The organism is Ruegeria atlantica, from assembly GCF_013032505.1.
Taxonomy (GTDB): Bacteria; Pseudomonadota; Alphaproteobacteria; order Rhodobacterales; family Rhodobacteraceae; genus Ruegeria; species Ruegeria atlantica_F.
Window position 1 is genome coordinate 96,394 of the sequence record NZ_WQCG01000005.1, and the last position, 16,116, is coordinate 112,509.

Genomic DNA, 16,116 nt, shown 5'->3' on the forward strand with positions numbered 1-16,116 from the left:
GACTTCCGCCTTGCCTTGCCCTTACATCAATCCCCATGAAAGAACTACTGCGCAGCACCGATCCGACGATTCTGGCTTTTGCTTCCGCCCTTCTTGAGGGCGAGGATATAGACTGCTTTCAGATGGACGTAAATATGAGCATCCTCGAAGGAGGCATAGGAATCTTTCCGCGCCGCCTGATGGTTCGGGCCGATGACCTGACCCGCGCAGAACGGGTCATGCGTGACAACGAAATCCCGCTTGGCAGATGAGCCTGTTTTCCGACAGTGAATTGACCCAAAACGACTTTTTGGGCGGACGTGTGCGTCTGTTGCAGCCGCGCACGGGATATCGCGCGGGCGTTGACCCGGTTCTACTGGCGGCGGCGGTCCCGGCGACACGTGGTCACACCGTGTTGGAACTGGGCTGCGGTGCAGGTGCCGCGATCTTGTGTCTGTTGGCACGTGTTTCGCACTTGCAGGCCGTTGGGGTCGAACTGCAGGCAAGCTATGCTGATTTGGCGCGCCGGAATGCGGTTGAAAACACTGCGCCGCTGGAGGTTGTCGAGGCTGATTTTGGTGCCTTGCCGGCTGGGCTCAAAACACGACAATTTGATCACGTGATCGCCAACCCACCCTATTACCGTGCCGGTGCTCATAGCCCGGCAGATGATGCGGGGCGTAGTATCGCATTGGGCGAGCAAACGCCTTTGGAAAACTGGTTTGACTGCGCATCCAAGCGCCTTGCGCCGCGTGGGTATTTGCACATGATTCAGAAAGCCAATCGTCTTCCTGACATGTTGGCGGCATGCGACGGGCGGTTGGGATCGGTTGAGATCCTCCCATTGGTCGCCAGACCTGGCCGCAAAGCCGAATTGGTGATTTTACGGGCTAGAAAGGGTGGTCGCGCCGATTTTCAGCTGCATGCGCCAGTGGTTTTACACAGCGGGGATCGGCACGAACGTGATGGCGAAAGCTATACGCCGCAGATATCGGACGTATTGCGCAAAGGGGCTGCGTTGCCTGGGTTTTCCGTTCAATAGGCATTAACCAGCCGAATTTGTCGGATTTATTACAGATTCTGTGCGTCTGCAGCGTGACAGGCTGGAAACGATGTGGTCAAATTCTTACGTGAACCTGAGACACCAACGAAGGAGTATCGCCATGAGCGTGAGCGCACATCTGACCGAACTGAAGAAAAAGCACGAAACTCTCGGTCTTGAAGTTGAACAGGCCCAACGCTCGCCAGGCATCGATGATCTCCATATCGCGCAACTCAAAAAACAAAAACTAAAGCTAAAGGAAGAGATCGAACGCCTGTCAGCCTAGGTTTTCATACTAGCTCGCGCAGCAATACACGCGCCGCCAGTAATTAACACGGCCGCGATCGCCAGACCCCAGGACGGGGCGGCGATCCCGGCAACAACCAATGCCAGCGTAGACAACAGGGGTGCTGCGTACGATGCCGTGCCCAGTATCTGAATGTCGCCTTGCTTGACCCCGATATCCCAGACATAGAACGCCAGTCCCACCGGCCCTAAGCCCAGTGCGATCACGGACGCCCAGCCAAAGGCGCTGGGGGGCCATACGGTATCCTCGACTGCGAGATGCAGAGCACCAGAGGCTATAGCCGTAGCAATGCAGAAAATGGCGACAGAGCTGGTAGGTGTATTCCCCAGTCGACGCGACAGAACTGAGTAGCCGGACCATGTAAGCGCGCATAGCAAGGCCAACCCGTAGCCGGGCAGGTGGTTGGTCTGAAACCCTGTGCTGCCAGCACCGCCGATAATCACGGCGGCCCCTGCAAATCCAAGGCAGGCGCCGAACAAATGTCCGATGCGCAGATGTTCGCCCGGCAAGAGGCCGGAAAACAAAACGATGAGCAAAGGCCAGAGATAGGCGATCAAACCAGCCTCGGCTGCAGGAGCCATGCGCAGGGCCGAGAAATAAAGCGCGTGATAGCCGAACAACCCGGCTGTGCCGAACAGATAGGTGGTCCATGGAATCTCTTTTAACTGCCGCAATCCGCCACTGCGCCAGGTCCAGATCAGACCCAAAACTCCACCGATCGAAAAGCAGATTGTATTAAGTAACAGTGGCGGCGTAGGGGCCGACCCGACTGTGAAAAGGGCCAGCAGAGACCACAGCAGGACGGCCACAAACCCGATGGCCGTGGCTCGGGATTTGGTCATAGGCTCTGAACCTCTTCGACCGGGATAATGTTGAATTCGTCCGAGATATGCGCGGTCTTTTCGATCTCGGCCATGAACCAGTCACGGAACGCAGCGATCTGAGGTCTGTTTTCTGCGCCTGGTAAGCACAGAAACCGAAACCGCCCCCGCGTTTCAATGGCCGTTTTGAACGGTGCGACAAGGCGACCCTCGGTAAGGTCCTTCAGGATCATCGCGCGGCGTCCCAATACAACGCCAACTCCGGCAACCGCAGCATCAATCGCGTGGTCTGCGTTCGAAAAATGAGCTCCGTGGGCAGGCGCAAAATCAACTCCGACTGCTCGAAACCAGGTTGGCCAGTCGCTGGGCGGCTGCAGGAACGCAATTGAATCATCAAAGATCAAGGGAGCATCTCTGAGGCTGTCGGGCGTTGGGAACTGCTCGGCCAGTTCTGGCGTCATCACCGGGGTCAACCATTCCTTGCGCACGGGCAGGGAATACAGACCTTCATCGCCTCCGTAGCCAAACCGAATAGCGACATCCACGTCATCACGTTCAAGGTCCATGATCCGCAATGTTGCCGAGAACTTGAGATCAATCTCGGGATGCGTACGCGCAAACTCATAAAGGCGTGGCGCCAACCATTTTGCGGTCAACGCTGGTCCGGCGGTCACTGTCAGAGAGGTATCGTTGCCCTGCCGCCGCACGGTTCGCCATGCGGCCTGCAGCGCTGCGAATCCTTCGGCGGCACCAGGAGCAAGGACGCGTCCCGCTTCGGTCAGTTCCACCGCGCGGTTCAGTCGGTGAAACAGGGGGCGGCCCAGATGTTCCTCCAGTGATTTGATTTGGAAAGACAGGGCCGCAGGGGTCACACGCAATTCTTCGGCGGCCTTGGCAAATGACATATGGCGTGCAGCGGCATCAAAAGCGCGTAAAGCTGTCAGAGGGGGAAGATAATCGCTCATAGGTGCACAAGAATATCTTAACTGAAATTCCAATAAAGCTCGTTTGTCACCTTGATTGATAAGGCGCATATTGCTCGCGTGTCAAACCAAGCTGAACTGAAAGGACGACTGCTATGATCGAAATGACGACCAACCCCGCAGCTGCCCGCGCCTTTCAGCGGGCGCACGCTGAACGCGGCAAGATGATCAAACACGCCATTAACTGGCTATTCGGTTCCCGCTGAGCGTAGCGCGCGCGTTCTTACGGGATAAAAAAGGGCCGGTCCGCAAGGGACCGGCCCGTTGTCTTTTCAGCGCTTCGGATCAGGCGAAGAACTGTGCTCCGTTGGCCGAGATTGTCGAACCATTGATGAACTGAGAATCGTCGGATGCCAGGAACGCCACGCAACGCGCGATTTCTTCCGGCTCACCCAGGCGACCTGCTGGGATCTGGCCGATGATGGATTCGCGGACTTTTTCAGGAACAGCCATCACCATCTCGGTTGCGATATAGCCGGGGCAGATCGCGTTGGCGGTAATGCCTGCACGCGCGCCTTCCTGCGCCAGCGATTTCACGATGCCCAGATCGCCCGCTTTGGTCGCAGCATAGTTCACCTGAGCGAACTGGCCCTTCTGACCGTTGATCGAGCTGATGACGATGACGCGGCCAAACTTACGCTCGCGCATACCGTTCCAGACGGGGTGCACGGTGTTGAAAACGCCGGTCAGGTTGGTGTCGATAACCTGGTGCCACTGTTCGGGCGTCATTTTATGGAACGGCGCATCGCGGGTGATACCTGCGTTTGCAACGACGATGTCGATCGGGCCAACATCGGCTTCGACCTTTTCGATGCCTGCTTTGGATTCGTCATAATCGGCCACGTTCCACTTGTATGTGGCGATGCCTGTCTCTTCGGTGAATTTCGCGGCGGCTTCGTCGTTCCCCGCATAGGTGGCCGCAACATTGTACCCTTCGGCCTTGAGCGCCTTGGAAATTGCTGCGCCGATGCCGCGGGAGCCGCCGGTAACGAGTGCTGTACGTGCCATTTAGGAATCCTCCAATTTAAGTCGTCTTGGTAATGCTGTTACTTTGAGAGGTGATCGTGCGCAATATTGTTTCGTCATGAATTTTGAATTTCCGCTTGGCAATATCGTCGCATCTTTGGGTTAAGGGCCCAATGTAACAAAAAAGGGCGCCCAATGGACGCCCTTTTCTATTTGCTTGTCAAAGCACTTAGTCGCGCTCCACACACAGGGCGACGCCCATGCCGCCACCGATGCAGAGAGTGGCGAGACCTTTCTTCGCGTCGCGGCGTTTCATTTCGAACAGGAGCGTGTTCAGAACGCGGCAGCCCGAAGCACCGATCGGGTGACCGATGGCGATAGCGCCGCCGTTCACGTTTACGATCGACGGGTCCCAACCCATGTCCTTGTTCACGGCGCAGGCCTGTGCGGCGAAGGCTTCGTTGGCTTCGACCAGATCCAGATCGTCAACCGACCATCCTGCTTTTCCCAACGCCTTGCGCGACGCGTAGATCGGGCCAACGCCCATGATCGACGGATCCAAACCAGCAGTTGCGTAGGATGCGATGCGGGCCAGAGGTTCAATACCACGCTTTTCAGCGTTCTCGGCAGACATCAGCAGAGTTGCCGCGGCGCCGTCGTTCAGGCCAGAAGCGTTTGCGGCCGTGACCGAACCGTCCTTGGTGAAGGCCGGACGCAGTTTGCCCATGGCTTCCATGGTAGCGCCGTGACGGATGTATTCGTCGGCGTCCATCACGATATCGCCCTTGCGGGTTTTGATGGTGAAAGGCGTGATTTCGTCGGCGAATTTGCCAGCCTTTTGCGCGGCTTCAGCCTTGTTCTGCGAGGCGACGGCGAATTCGTCCTGCATATCGCGGCTGATTTGCCATTTCTCCGCGACGTTCTCAGCGGTCTGACCCATGTGATAGCCGTTGAACGCATCCCAAAGACCATCGCGGATCATCGTGTCGATGTATTTCATGTCGCCCATTTTTTGACCGGCCCGCAGAGCGGCGGCATGGGGCGACAAGGTCATGTTCTCTTGACCGCCGGCAGCAACGATCTCGGCGTCGCCCAGTTGGATGTGCTGTGCGCCCAAAGCAACCGCCCGCAGACCCGAGCCGCACACCTGGTTGATACCCCAGGCTGCGCTTTCCTGCGGCAGACCAGCATTGATATGTGCCTGACGGGCGGGATTCTGACCCTGAGCAGCTGTCAGCACCTGTCCCAGAATGGTTTCGCTGACTTCGCCCTTTTCCACGCCTGCGCGTTCTACTACGGCCTCCAGTACGGCGGCTCCAAGATCATGCGCAGGTGTGTTTGCAAACGAGCCGCCAAAGCTGCCCACTCCGGTACGCGCGGCGGATGCGATTACTACGTTGGTCATTTAGACAATCCTTTACCGTCAAGGTCCTGCGGGATATTCGACGGCGCGGATCGCACAGAGAGGGCCCTGTGGCAGTAAGAGCGCCTCATGTTCCCCGCTCCAACTCTCAATGGCATAGCGCAACGCTGCAGTTGCAGCAACGGTCAGCTTGTCTCAGCCCGGGTGTGGACCGGCACATTCCTTCTAACTGGCTGTACGTGCGCGCTTTTCCGCCTTCCATGGAGCGGAAACAGTTGGTGCGCCAAACAGGAACCCCTGCAGGCAGTCGACGCCGTTAGCGATGAGGAATTCGGCATCGCTTTGTGTTTCGACTGATTCGGCGGTGACCAGAATCTCGAATTCCCGGGCCACGGCGATCAAGGCCCGCACCAGCGCCTGATTGTCCGGGTTTTCGCTGATACCGTGGATGAACTGGCCGTCGATCTTTGCGGCATCAAAGAAAAACTCCCGAAAATTGCGAAAGCTGAAGTTACTGGCACCAAAGTCATCAAGCGCAAAGGCGACGCCGCGCGGCTGCAGCCTGTCCATGAAGTCGATCACAAGTTCAGGCACCGTCATGGCCGAACTTTCAGAAATTTCCAAAATCAACCTTTCGCCGATACTGGCATCTTTCTTCAAATACCGCTCCAGTATACGCGACCATCGCGCATACCCAATCGAACGGGCGGACATGTTGATGGACAGGCGAATGTCGGGGTTTTTGGTCAGCGTCCGCAGGCCCATTTCAAGCGCGACACAGTCTAGTTCGCGTCCGATTGGAGTGTTTTCCAGTTGTGGCATGAATTCGCGCGCTGGAATGACCCGACCGGTTTCGTCCAGCACCCTGATGAAGCCTTCGTAGAAGGCGACACCATGTGGCGCGTTCGCCTGCATCACGGGTTGAAAGGCCAGTTTGCACTGTTTGTGCTTCACAGCCTCGGCCGCGGTTTCAAGAGTCGAGGCATCACGGGATTTAACGGCGGCGTTTAGAGGGTTGTCGCCACCCTCGGGCAAATCTGCCAGTTCCTTTTTCCGCATGAGCAAAGCGTTTCCCTTACTGTCGTCGGTCCGGTGACGATTTCAGAGGAAAGGTATGAATCTGTGGTTAAGGAAGACGCGATTGGTGTAGGTCAGTACAAGTCAGCGTGTCGTTTCCCAGATGCGACCCAGCGCAGCAAAGCCGCCGATCACCGCGCCCATGAAGCCCAAAAGCATCATGCCAAAGCCCAACGCGACAATCTCAGACGCACCACCACCAAGGGCGGTCATCATCGCCAACACCATACCGGCAAGACCCATTACGGTGGACAGGGTTGTCAGTCTGATCATCTTGGCCTCCGGTTACTCGCACTGCTCACATCGGATCGATATGGGGCGCAGGGGCCGGATTTCAAGAATCAGGTCGGGCTGGTCGGCGGGATCAGGCCTGTTTTGCCTGCGTATTGGGCTGTTTGGCGTCGAACTGCTCGAATCCGGGCGTTCCGCGATCTTCCGGGTGGCGGGCCAGATGCTTGGCTTTGATCTGTTCGGAATTATCTCGGCTGCCATCATGGCTGTAGCCCGGAGGGGCAAAGCAATAGGCCAGCCGCTGGCGCATCGTCAGCCCCGGTTGGGTAGCGTCACGCCAGATGCCGACCCATTCATGAAAAGCCACGCGCAGCGGGTTGAACGTGCCGATGTTGTGCACCAGCCCATAGTCCACTTGGTCATCTTCCTGTTCGGGAACGAAAGTTCCAAACATCTTGTCCCAGATGATAAATACGCCGGCGTAGTTGCAATCCAGATAGCGTGCGTTGCGACCGTGATGGGCGCGGTGGTGGCTAGGCGTGTTCATCACCGCCTCGAACCAGCGGGGCATCTTACCGATGGCTTCGGTGTGTATCCAGAACTGATAAATCAGGTTCAGACCACCCACGAACAGCACCATCGCCGGGTGAAAGCCCAGAAGGATGAGCGGAGCACGAACCACCATCATGAAGGTGAACGTATAGGTCCAGGTCTGACGAAGAGCTGTGGTCAGGTTGTAGTGTTGCGAGCTGTGATGGTTCACATGGCTGGCCCAGACCCAGCGGATTCGGTGACCAAATCTGTGCACCCAGTAATAACGCAGGTCATCCAGTACAAAGCATAGAATGATGACGGGTATAGACGTCCCCAGGTTCAGCGGTGTGATTTGCCAAAGCCACATGAAAAACGCATAAGCGATGAATCCCAGTAAAAAGCCGGATGCGATATTGCCCGCGCCCATGATCAGAGATGTGACGGCATCCCGTGTCTCATAGCGCCCTCCACGCCCCTTGACGGCGATCCACAGAAACTCGGCCAGAATGGCGGCAATAAAAAGGGGGACGGCCCATTGCACGGCGTCCGGGAAGGTCACTTGGTCGATCATGCGGGCTCCATCAGGTGCTGCCAATGGCGGCGTTCTGTTTCGTCAAGGTGGATGACGGCTTTTGGCGTTCCGAAGTCGTGGAACCGGACTTCGACCCCTTGTGGATGGTCCATCACGTCAAAGTCCAGCAGATGTCGGGCCACGGTGTCTGCGCCAAAGGACCAAAGCACGCCATTGCCTTTTTCGGTTCGAATCAGCGCCGCGTGGCCATCATTGGCAACTGTGACGTCGATAACCTCATCATCCGGGGCATGGCGAAGCCATTCTGACCGTGCGATTTCTGGTGTCAGCCTACGCAACCGCGACCTGCCGGTCATGTGCAACATCACCGTTATCCCGGCGATGCCTCCGACCACCAGAACCAGTAGAATTTCAAGCGGCATTCCGTCCTCCTGCGCGGCAGAGTGCAAAGCGGCAGGCAGGCTGTCAAAGGTGGCGTGGCGTCAGCTATGCTCCAGACTGTCCAGAATTTCATACTGCACGACCCGTTGCACAAAGGGGACCAACCCTTCGGGACCGGAAGCCCGATCCTTGAGGTGGATACAGATATCGGGCCTGCGCGCGGCGATGATGCCCACCATCTCGCCGCGTATCCTGTCATCAAGACCCGCTCCCATGATCGCGCAAGAGATGCGCGGTTCTTCGTCCAACTGCCGTTTGACTTCTTCCTGATCATGCGCGCCAAGCCATTGGATCGGAAGGTGATCAAGTTGCCGCGCAACGTCTCCGATCACATTTGGCAAGCGTCCAATCAGTAACACCACTGGTCTCATCGTCGCCTCCATTTCAACCGTACAGATTGCCCTGCCCAGAAGAAGGGCAGGAACAGTGTATCACGAGATTGAGCGTGGAGGTGGACCCTAGGCCGAAATCCTGTAAACTTTTGTTTTTCAGTACCCTTTTTGCGGGTCATGCGCGCCGAATTTTCGTCAAACTCCCAAACCTGACAATCGGTCCCCAGCGCCTTGCCGTCCAGCACGCCGTTGCGGCATCAGCTGCCGCAACAAGAACTGAAATTGTAGTTGTTGAATCAATACGGTTTACAACAACTCTCCCTGATCAAACATAAGGGAGAGTTTCATGATTCGCTGAACGCGTGGTCAGTTAGCCTTCGGCACCAACTAAGGTTGAAACAATCGCCTTGGCACTGTCCGAGTTCCATTCAGCATCGCCAATCAATCGGGCAATCTCGTTGCCGTCGGGGTCCAGAATGACCGTGATAGGCAGAGCGATTACGCCCATTTCCCTGGCAACAGCCGATTTAGGGTCCTGATGACGGGGTAAATTGTTGATGCCGTTCTCTTCGAAGAACTTCTTTATACCAGCTGGTGAATTGCGCCCGGTTGCCAGTGTCAGGACCTCGAATTTATCTCCGCCGAACTCTTCCTGCAGCTCGGCAATCTGGGGCATTTCCTTGCGGCAGGGTGCACACCATGTGGCCCAGAAGTTCAGCAGGACATACTTGCCCTTGTAGTCTTCAAGCGTCGCGACACCGCCATCATCTTCAAGCTGGAACTCTACTGCTTCAACGGGTTTCGGTTCTTTGTGCAGGATCAACCGTTTCAGGGTGTCCTCCCGCAGCGGTGCCAGAGTTTCGGCATCCGTGGCCAAAGCCGCGTTTGCACCCAACGCAAGGGCCATATAAAGGGGGATCAGACGAAATAGGCGCATATCAACTCCGGGTTTTCTTACATGACCGATCAATCTTCGAACCAGATGTGGGGCGGCCGCTTTGCCGCCGGTCCAGACGCGATCATGGAGGCGATCAATGCCTCGATCGGGTTCGATCAGCGGATGGCAGCCCAGGACATTGCAGGCTCGCGCGCCCATGCCGCCATGCTGGCTGCCACAGGCGTTATAACTGATAGTGATGCGCAGGCTATTCGGGAAGGGCTACTCACCGTTTTGTCAGAAATCCAGAACGGAGAGTTTCAGTTTTCGACCGCCTTGGAAGACATCCACATGAATGTGGAGGCGCGCCTGAAAGAGGTGATTGGCGAGCCTGCGGGCCGTTTGCACACGGGCCGGTCGCGAAATGACCAGGTGGCGACCGATTTTAAGCTCTGGGTCCGCGATCAGTTTGATGCGGCTGAAACGGGCCTGTTGGCCCTGATCCGCGCGCTTTTAGCGCAGGCCGAGGCAGGCGCCGATTGGGTCATGCCCGGGTTTACCCACCTGCAAACGGCGCAGCCGGTGACTTGGGGCCATCACATGATGGCCTATGTCGAGATGTTTGGCCGTGACCTGAGTCGCGTCCGCGATGCCCGTGCGCGGATGAATGAATCCCCTTTGGGGGCGGCCGCATTGGCCGGGACTTCCTTTCCTATCGACCGCCACATGACTGCAGAGGCGCTGGGTTTCGATCGTCCCGCAGCAAACTCGCTGGACGCCGTAAGCGATCGTGATTTTGCGTTGGAGTTCCTTTCGACCGCTTCGATCTGTGCCGTGCATCTGTCGCGCTTTGCCGAAGAATTGGTAATTTGGTCCTCGGCTCAGTTCCGGTTCGTCACTCTGTCCGACCGGTTCTCAACCGGGTCTTCGATCATGCCGCAGAAGAAAAACCCCGACGCGGCTGAACTGATCCGCGCCAAAGTGGGCCGTATCTATGGGGCCAACACCGCGCTGATGATGGTGATGAAGGGCCTGCCGCTGGCCTATTCCAAGGACATGCAGGAAGACAAAGAACAGGTCTTTGACGCTGCCGACAACTGGATGCTGGCATTGGCGGCGATGGAAGGCATGGTCAAGGATATGACAGCCAACCGGGACAGTCTTGCCGCCGCTGCCGGATCCGGCTTCTCGACCGCGACCGATCTGGCCGATTGGCTGGTCCGAGTGCTGGGACTGCCGTTCCGCGATGCGCACCACGTGACCGGATCGCTGGTGGCGATGGCCGAAAGCAAAGGCTGTGATTTGCCCGATCTGACACTGGAAGACATGCAGTCGGTCCATGCAGACATCACGGATAATGTCTATTCTGTCCTTACCGTCGAAAATTCGGTAAACTCGCGCCAGTCTTATGGTGGCACTGCGCCCGATCAGGTGCGTGCCCAGGTCAAGCGGTGGAAGGCGCTGGTGTGATGCTGATACTACGTGTGGTCCTTCTGATGTCGGCAGGGTTTTTTCTGGCGGGTTGCGGAGCGGATGGCGAACCCATTCAACCCACGATGAGCGCAAATATCGGTGTCGGTAGCAGCGGCACCTATGGTGGGGTCGGAGTCGGCCTAAGTCGCGGCGGGTTCGGGGTTTTCCTGGGACTTTAATCGCGGATAGCAATCTTGCAAAACCATGCTTATCTGCATGGCAGAACGGCCCTGCGCCAAACACAACAAGAAGTTTAAACAATGAAAATCATTGGCCTGATCCTCGCGCTGTTCGTTCTGGCAGCCTGCGACCCGACGTATAAACCCCGCCCGGAACCCGCAGAGACGTCAACCGGGACCGGCGTCAAAATCTCGGGCTATGGCAGGGTCGGAATTTCTACATCGAACTGATCTTGCGCGGAATCCATTGATCCGCGAGGCCATTTTGGTCTAAGCGCGCTGTCATGGATCACTTTCTCTACCGCGACGGCGCGCTTTACGCCGAGGATGTTCCGATCTCCGAAATCGCAGCCGCGGTCGGAACCCCGTTCTATGTCTACTCAACTGCGACCTTGTTGCGGCATTTCCAGCTGTTCGATGATGCGCTGGACGGAACGGATCATCTGGTCTGCTATGCGATGAAAGCCGCCAGTAATCAGGCGATTCTGAAGACGCTGGCGCGCGCGGGCGCTGGAATGGACGTTGTCTCGGGCGGGGAATACCTGCGCGCCAAGGCTGCGGGTGTTCCGGGAGACAAGATCGTGTTTTCCGGCGTCGGTAAAACGGCCGATGAGATTCGCACTGCGCTGACTGGAGGCATCCGCCAGTTCAACGTGGAATCCGAGCCTGAGATGGAAGTGATCAACGCCATCGCGCTTGAACTGGGTGTGGTCGCGCCGATCACCGTTCGGGTGAATCCGGACGTAGACGCCAAGACCCATGCTAAGATTGCCACCGGTAAGTCCGAAAACAAGTTCGGCATTCCGATTGCGCGCGCCTCCGAGGTCTATGGACATGCGGCCAGCCTTCCGGGTCTGGAGGTGATCGGTATCGACGTACATATCGGCTCGCAACTGACCGAGTTGGAGCCGTTCGAGATGGCCTACACTAAGGTCGCCGAACTCACGGAAAAGCTGCGGTCTGAAGGTCACAATATTCGCCGTCTGGATTTGGGCGGGGGCTTGGGCATTCCATATACCCGCGCCAATGACGCACCGCCGCTGCCAGTGGAATATGGAGCGTTGATCAAGAAAACGCTGGGCCATCTGGGCTGTGAGATCGAGATCGAACCCGGCCGCCTGATTGCCGGAAACGCCGGTCTGATGGTCAGCAAGGTAATTTACGTGAAATCTGGCGAGGGCCGTGACTTCCTGATTCTGGATGGCGCGATGAACGACCTGATCCGTCCGGCGATGTACGAGGCGCATCATGACATCGTTGCCGTAGATGAACCTGCTCCGGGCGTCGAACAACAACCCTATGACATTGTCGGCCCGGTCTGCGAAAGCGGTGATACTTTTGCCAAGGAACGCAACATGCCGCCCCTTGCGCCAGGCGATCTGGTCGCCTTCCGCAGTGCCGGAGCCTATGGTGCGGTGATGTCCAGCGAATACAATACCCGGCCCCTGATCCCAGAGGTTCTTGTGCATGGGGATCAATTTGCAGTTATTCGTGAACGCCCAAGCTTTGACGAAATCATAAACCGCGATACCATACCTGAGTGGCTTTGACGCGATAGGCGCGTGGGCCCGATCAGGAGGCCCGCTTTGCGCGCAAAACACAACCTGCCGATCCCTAGACTGTCCCTGTGGCTGACGCACGCAGGGATGCTGGCCGAGCAGTTCTTGCGTGCATTTTGGCCGTTTTTCTCAGTTTTGATGGCAATTCTGGCGGCTTTGATGCTGGGTTTGCAGGACGAGGTCCGCGTTGAAATCGTCTGGGGAGTGGGGGCTGTCGCATTGTTGGGGCTGGTCGCTACGCTGTTTGTTGGTGCAAGGCGATTCCATTTCCCTTCACGGGCCGAAGCGCTGATGCGGCTGGACGCGGCGATGCCGGGGCGGCCTATCCAAGCTTTGATAGATGATCAGGCCATCGGCGCGATGGACGCGGATTCTGTTGCGTTGTGGCGCGCGCATCAGAATAGGATGGCGCGACGCGTTGCCCTGGCGGAGCCTGTCAAACCCGATCTGCGGCTGGCAGACCGCGACCCGTATGCGCTGCGCTATTCAGCGCTGCTGGCGCTGGTGATCGCGGCAATGTTTGGATCGTTCTGGCGGATTGGCTCGGTGGCCGAGATGACGCCGGGCGCCGCCGTGGCAGGGCAAGGTCCCAGCTGGGAAGGCTGGGTTGAACCGCCCCGTTACACCGGGTTGCCGACGCTTTATCTGGCCGATCAATCTGATCCAACGTTGTCTATACCGCAGGGTAGTCGCATCACGTTGCGCTTTTACGGAGAAGTCGGCGCGCACAGTTTGACCGAAACCACCACTCCTTTGGGTACTGAAGCGGCGACTGAACCGGAACAGGATTTTGTCGTCGAACGCTCGGGCCAGTTAAAAATCGACGGCCCATCGGGCCGGGACTGGGCGCTGAACGTCATCTCGGATACACGTCCTCAGGTGGCCGTGACAGGTTCAGCCGAGTCAGAGGCGGGTGGCCAAATGAAACTGCCATTTGCTGCCAGTGACGATTACGGCGTTGTTTCCGGTTCGGCGGTGATCGAACTGGACTTGGCTTCCGTAGACCGCCGGTATGGTTTGACCTCTGCGCCTGAGCCGCGCGAGGACATCAAGGTTGAACTGCCGATGCCGATCACCGGCGATCGGGCGGATTTCAACGAAGACCTGATTGAGGATTTTTCGCAGCACCCCTGGGCACATTTGCCTGTGAAAATCACTCTAATGGCCCGTGACGCGGCTGATCAGGAAGGACAATCCGAACCTTATGCGGCGACGCTGCCTGCACGCCGCTTCTTTGATCCCTTGGCGGCTGCCGTGATCGAGCAGCGCCGCGATCTGCTTTGGACGCGCGAAAACGCGACACGGGTGTCGCAGGTATTGCGGGCGGTCTCGCACCTGCCTGAAAACCTTTTCCGTTCAGACACCGCCTATCTGCGTCTGCGTGTGATCTTGCGCCGGTTGGAGATGTTTAACGAATACGGACTGAAACCCGAGCAACAGGCGGAAATCGCCGAGGCGCTTTGGGAACTTGGCGTACTGATTGAAGATGGCACCCTTGCAGACGCGCTGGAGCGTATGCGCCGGGCGCAGGAGCGTTTGACAGAGGCGATGAAAAACGGCGCCACCGACGAAGAGATCGCCGAGCTAATGCAGGAACTGCGTGAAGCGACGCAGGACTATATGCGCCAATTACAGCGTCTGGCGCAAGAAAACGGCGAGTTCGACGAGAACCAGCAGGGCCAGGACGGCGAGTCCATGCAAATGACTCAGGATGACCTGCAGCGCATGATGGACCGAATTCAGGAACTGATGGAACAGGGCCGCATGGCTGAGGCGCAGCAGGCGTTGGAAGAGTTTCAGCAGATGATGGAAAACATGCGAGTCACCCAAGGCCAGGGTCAGGGGCAACAGTCCGAGGGCCAGCAGGCGATGGAAGGACTGGCAGAAACACTGCGTGAACAGCTGGGCTTAAGCGATCAGGCGTTTCGTGATCTGCAGGAACAATTCAACCCCGGTGCACAATCCGGCGAAAGCCAAGGCAATGAGGGCCGCTCGGGCGGGCAGGGTCGAGGCCAGAGCCACGAAGGGCAAGGCGGGGAAGGTCAGGAAACCGACCAGCAGGGCGGCGGTGGCCAGCAAGGGCAGGGATCACTTGCAGACCGCCAACAGGCCCTGCGCGATGAACTGAACCGCCAGCAGCAAAGCTTGCCTGGGGCCGGGACCCCTGAAGGTGATGCGGCACGCGATGCGCTGGACCGCGCCGGACGTGCGATGGAAGGGGCCGAAGATGCATTGCGCGGCGATGATCTGGCCGAAGCCATCGACCAGCAGTCTGAGGCGATGGAGGCCCTTCGCGAAGGTATGCGCTCTTTAGGCGAAGCTTTGGCTCAAAATCAGCAGAACCAACCGGGACAGGGTTCGCAAGAAGGCGATATGCAAGCCAACAACCGTGACCCATTGGGTCGCAGCCCGGGGGCGAATGGCACCATCTCAACCGACGAAAACCTGCTGCAGGGTGAGGATGTCTACCGCCGTGCGCGCGAGTTGCTGGACGAAATCCGCCGCCGGACTGGGGAAACGGATCGCCCCCAGATCGAACTGGAATACCTCAAACGTCTGCTAGAGAGATTCTGATGTTAGGTCAGTTCTGAGATGTGCCTGAGCCAGCTTGAGTCTCAATCCACAAACGTGCCTGATCGACCAGCGAGACATAGCTGCTGAGAACCGGGTCAGCCTGCGGAACCGCTTCGGAAATCTTCTGTGAGTTGCTGTAGATCAGCAGCAGGATCACACCGATGATCAAAATCAGCAGAAACCCGCGCCGAAATCCGCCTGACTTTTTCGGAGGGGGCACATCCTCGTCCAGCTTTGGCAAAGGATCTTCACTACGTAGGCTGGAATTGATTGCCTCGACATCGGGCAGTGCGTCTTTCTGACCAGAATCTTTCGCCGTTTCCGTCGCGATCAGGTCCTTGGCGGCCTTTTCCACTTCGGGCGGAGCGTCTAGCGCCAAATCGGTCTGTGTTTCGAGGCTGCCGCCTTCTTGGGCACGTAGGTCCGCTTCCCGCTCTGCCTCTTCCTTGAGGATATTGGCAACAGCTGGGTCGACATTCCCGGTTGAGGATGCCTCGGCGGGCTCTGGCGTTGATTTGTGCTCTTCGACAGGCTTCGCGACAATCTCTGGGGTTGCTGCCTTTGCCGCAGGTTCCACCACGGGCGTAGCGGGTTCCGGCTTTACCGGTTCAGCCGCAGTTTCAGGGTGCTTAGCCTGAAACCATGTCTTTTCGCAGTTGGAACACTGCACATCGCGGCCTTCCTCCGGAATGACCTCGTCTGGCACTTCGTACTGAGCACCACAATTCGGACAAGTAAGACGCATGCTGCCTCCCGGTCGGGGCCCCGACCTGATAATAGTTTTTTCAGGAATGATATTCCGTTAAGACCTGACCGCAAAGGGTGTTTTCGGTTTCATGCGACAAG

Annotated in this window: 19 protein-coding genes; 8 read left to right on the forward strand and 11 right to left on the reverse strand. The window is 57.6% G+C overall.

Annotation, left to right across the window (positions count from 1 at the left end):
* Window positions 1–35 precede the first annotated feature (35 nt).
* From GOW92_RS17715 to GOW92_RS17725, 3 genes are all read left to right on the forward strand, one after another.
* A complete protein-coding gene (locus tag GOW92_RS17715) occupies window positions 36–251 on the forward strand; it encodes a putative signal transducing protein (RefSeq protein ID WP_037316655.1) in 216 nt (71 codons plus the stop codon).
* Entirely contained in the window at window positions 248–1,021 is a 774-nt protein-coding gene (locus GOW92_RS17720; RefSeq protein ID WP_170562660.1) for a tRNA1(Val) (adenine(37)-N6)-methyltransferase, read from the forward strand. Before GOW92_RS17715 ends, GOW92_RS17720 begins: the two co-directional genes overlap by 4 nt.
* Window positions 1,022–1,142: 121 nt before the next feature.
* Window positions 1,143–1,307 (forward strand): YdcH family protein, encoded by a 165-nt coding sequence (locus tag GOW92_RS17725; RefSeq protein ID WP_170350663.1) that lies wholly within the window; start codon window positions 1,143–1,145, stop codon window positions 1,305–1,307.
* Here the strand turns inward: GOW92_RS17725 and yddG are convergent.
* The 10 genes from yddG to GOW92_RS17775 all read right to left on the reverse strand — a co-directional run bounded on the left by yddG (window position 1,304) and on the right by GOW92_RS17775 (window position 9,545).
* Entirely contained in the window at window positions 1,304–2,170 is an 867-nt protein-coding gene (gene yddG / locus GOW92_RS17730) for an aromatic amino acid exporter YddG (protein ID WP_170562664.1), read from the reverse strand. The genes GOW92_RS17725 and yddG overlap by 4 nt on opposite strands.
* Window positions 2,167–3,114 (reverse strand): transcriptional regulator GcvA, encoded by a 948-nt coding sequence (locus GOW92_RS17735; protein ID WP_170562667.1) that lies wholly within the window; start codon window positions 3,112–3,114, stop codon window positions 2,167–2,169. The genes yddG and GOW92_RS17735 overlap by 4 nt, the downstream gene beginning before the upstream one ends.
* Window positions 3,115–3,417: 303 nt before the next feature.
* Window positions 3,418–4,140: an acetoacetyl-CoA reductase gene (gene phbB, locus GOW92_RS17740; RefSeq protein ID WP_170562670.1), complete on the reverse strand. Its 723-nt coding sequence runs from the start codon at window positions 4,138–4,140 to the stop codon at window positions 3,418–3,420.
* Window positions 4,141–4,327: 187 nt separating this feature from the next.
* Entirely contained in the window at window positions 4,328–5,503 is a 1,176-nt protein-coding gene (locus tag GOW92_RS17745; protein ID WP_170562673.1) for an acetyl-CoA C-acetyltransferase, read from the reverse strand.
* 183 nt (window positions 5,504–5,686) lie between these two features.
* Window positions 5,687–6,520 carry an EAL domain-containing protein gene (locus GOW92_RS17750; protein WP_170562676.1) on the reverse strand — a complete coding sequence of 278 codons (834 nt, stop codon included), beginning with the start codon at window positions 6,518–6,520 and terminating at the stop codon, window positions 5,687–5,689.
* Between the two features lie 102 nt (window positions 6,521–6,622).
* The gene (locus tag GOW92_RS17755) at window positions 6,623–6,811 is read right to left on the reverse strand and encodes a hypothetical protein (RefSeq protein WP_170562679.1); all 189 of its coding nucleotides are present in this window, start codon (window positions 6,809–6,811) and stop codon (window positions 6,623–6,625) included.
* 91 nt (window positions 6,812–6,902) lie between these two features.
* Complete coding sequence (locus GOW92_RS17760) at window positions 6,903–7,874, reverse strand: sterol desaturase family protein (protein ID WP_170562682.1); 972 nt, start codon at window positions 7,872–7,874, stop codon at window positions 6,903–6,905.
* Complete coding sequence (locus GOW92_RS17765; RefSeq protein ID WP_170562685.1) at window positions 7,871–8,257, reverse strand: hypothetical protein; 387 nt, start codon at window positions 8,255–8,257, stop codon at window positions 7,871–7,873. The genes GOW92_RS17760 and GOW92_RS17765 overlap by 4 nt, the downstream gene beginning before the upstream one ends.
* A 60-nt stretch (window positions 8,258–8,317) precedes the next feature.
* Complete coding sequence (locus GOW92_RS17770; protein ID WP_170562688.1) at window positions 8,318–8,647, reverse strand: hypothetical protein; 330 nt, start codon at window positions 8,645–8,647, stop codon at window positions 8,318–8,320.
* Between the two features lie 331 nt (window positions 8,648–8,978).
* Window positions 8,979–9,545 carry a TlpA disulfide reductase family protein gene (locus GOW92_RS17775; RefSeq protein ID WP_170562691.1) on the reverse strand — a complete coding sequence of 189 codons (567 nt, stop codon included), beginning with the start codon at window positions 9,543–9,545 and terminating at the stop codon, window positions 8,979–8,981.
* Between the two features lie 21 nt (window positions 9,546–9,566).
* Here GOW92_RS17775 and argH point away from each other — a divergent pair, with 21 nt between their 5' ends.
* From argH to GOW92_RS17800, 5 genes are all read left to right on the forward strand, one after another.
* Entirely contained in the window at window positions 9,567–10,955 is a 1,389-nt protein-coding gene (argH, locus tag GOW92_RS17780) for an argininosuccinate lyase (RefSeq protein WP_170562694.1), read from the forward strand.
* The gene (locus tag GOW92_RS17785; protein WP_170562698.1) at window positions 10,955–11,137 is read left to right on the forward strand and encodes an argininosuccinate lyase; all 183 of its coding nucleotides are present in this window, start codon (window positions 10,955–10,957) and stop codon (window positions 11,135–11,137) included. The genes argH and GOW92_RS17785 overlap by 1 nt, the downstream gene beginning before the upstream one ends.
* Before the next feature lie 81 nt (window positions 11,138–11,218).
* Window positions 11,219–11,368, forward strand: a complete 150-nt coding sequence (locus tag GOW92_RS17790) for a hypothetical protein (protein WP_170562700.1) — start codon at window positions 11,219–11,221, stop codon at window positions 11,366–11,368.
* A 53-nt stretch (window positions 11,369–11,421) separates the two neighbouring features.
* Window positions 11,422–12,687: a diaminopimelate decarboxylase gene (lysA, locus tag GOW92_RS17795; RefSeq protein ID WP_170562703.1), complete on the forward strand. Its 1,266-nt coding sequence runs from the start codon at window positions 11,422–11,424 to the stop codon at window positions 12,685–12,687.
* A 36-nt stretch (window positions 12,688–12,723) separates the two neighbouring features.
* Window positions 12,724–15,270 (forward strand): TIGR02302 family protein, encoded by a 2,547-nt coding sequence (locus GOW92_RS17800; protein ID WP_368040305.1) that lies wholly within the window; start codon window positions 12,724–12,726, stop codon window positions 15,268–15,270.
* A 7-nt stretch (window positions 15,271–15,277) separates the two neighbouring features.
* Here the strand turns inward: GOW92_RS17800 and GOW92_RS17805 are convergent, their stop codons facing one another.
* Window positions 15,278–16,015 carry a zinc-ribbon domain-containing protein gene (locus GOW92_RS17805; protein ID WP_170562706.1) on the reverse strand — a complete coding sequence of 246 codons (738 nt, stop codon included), beginning with the start codon at window positions 16,013–16,015 and terminating at the stop codon, window positions 15,278–15,280.
* Between the last annotated feature and the right edge of the window lie 101 nt (window positions 16,016–16,116).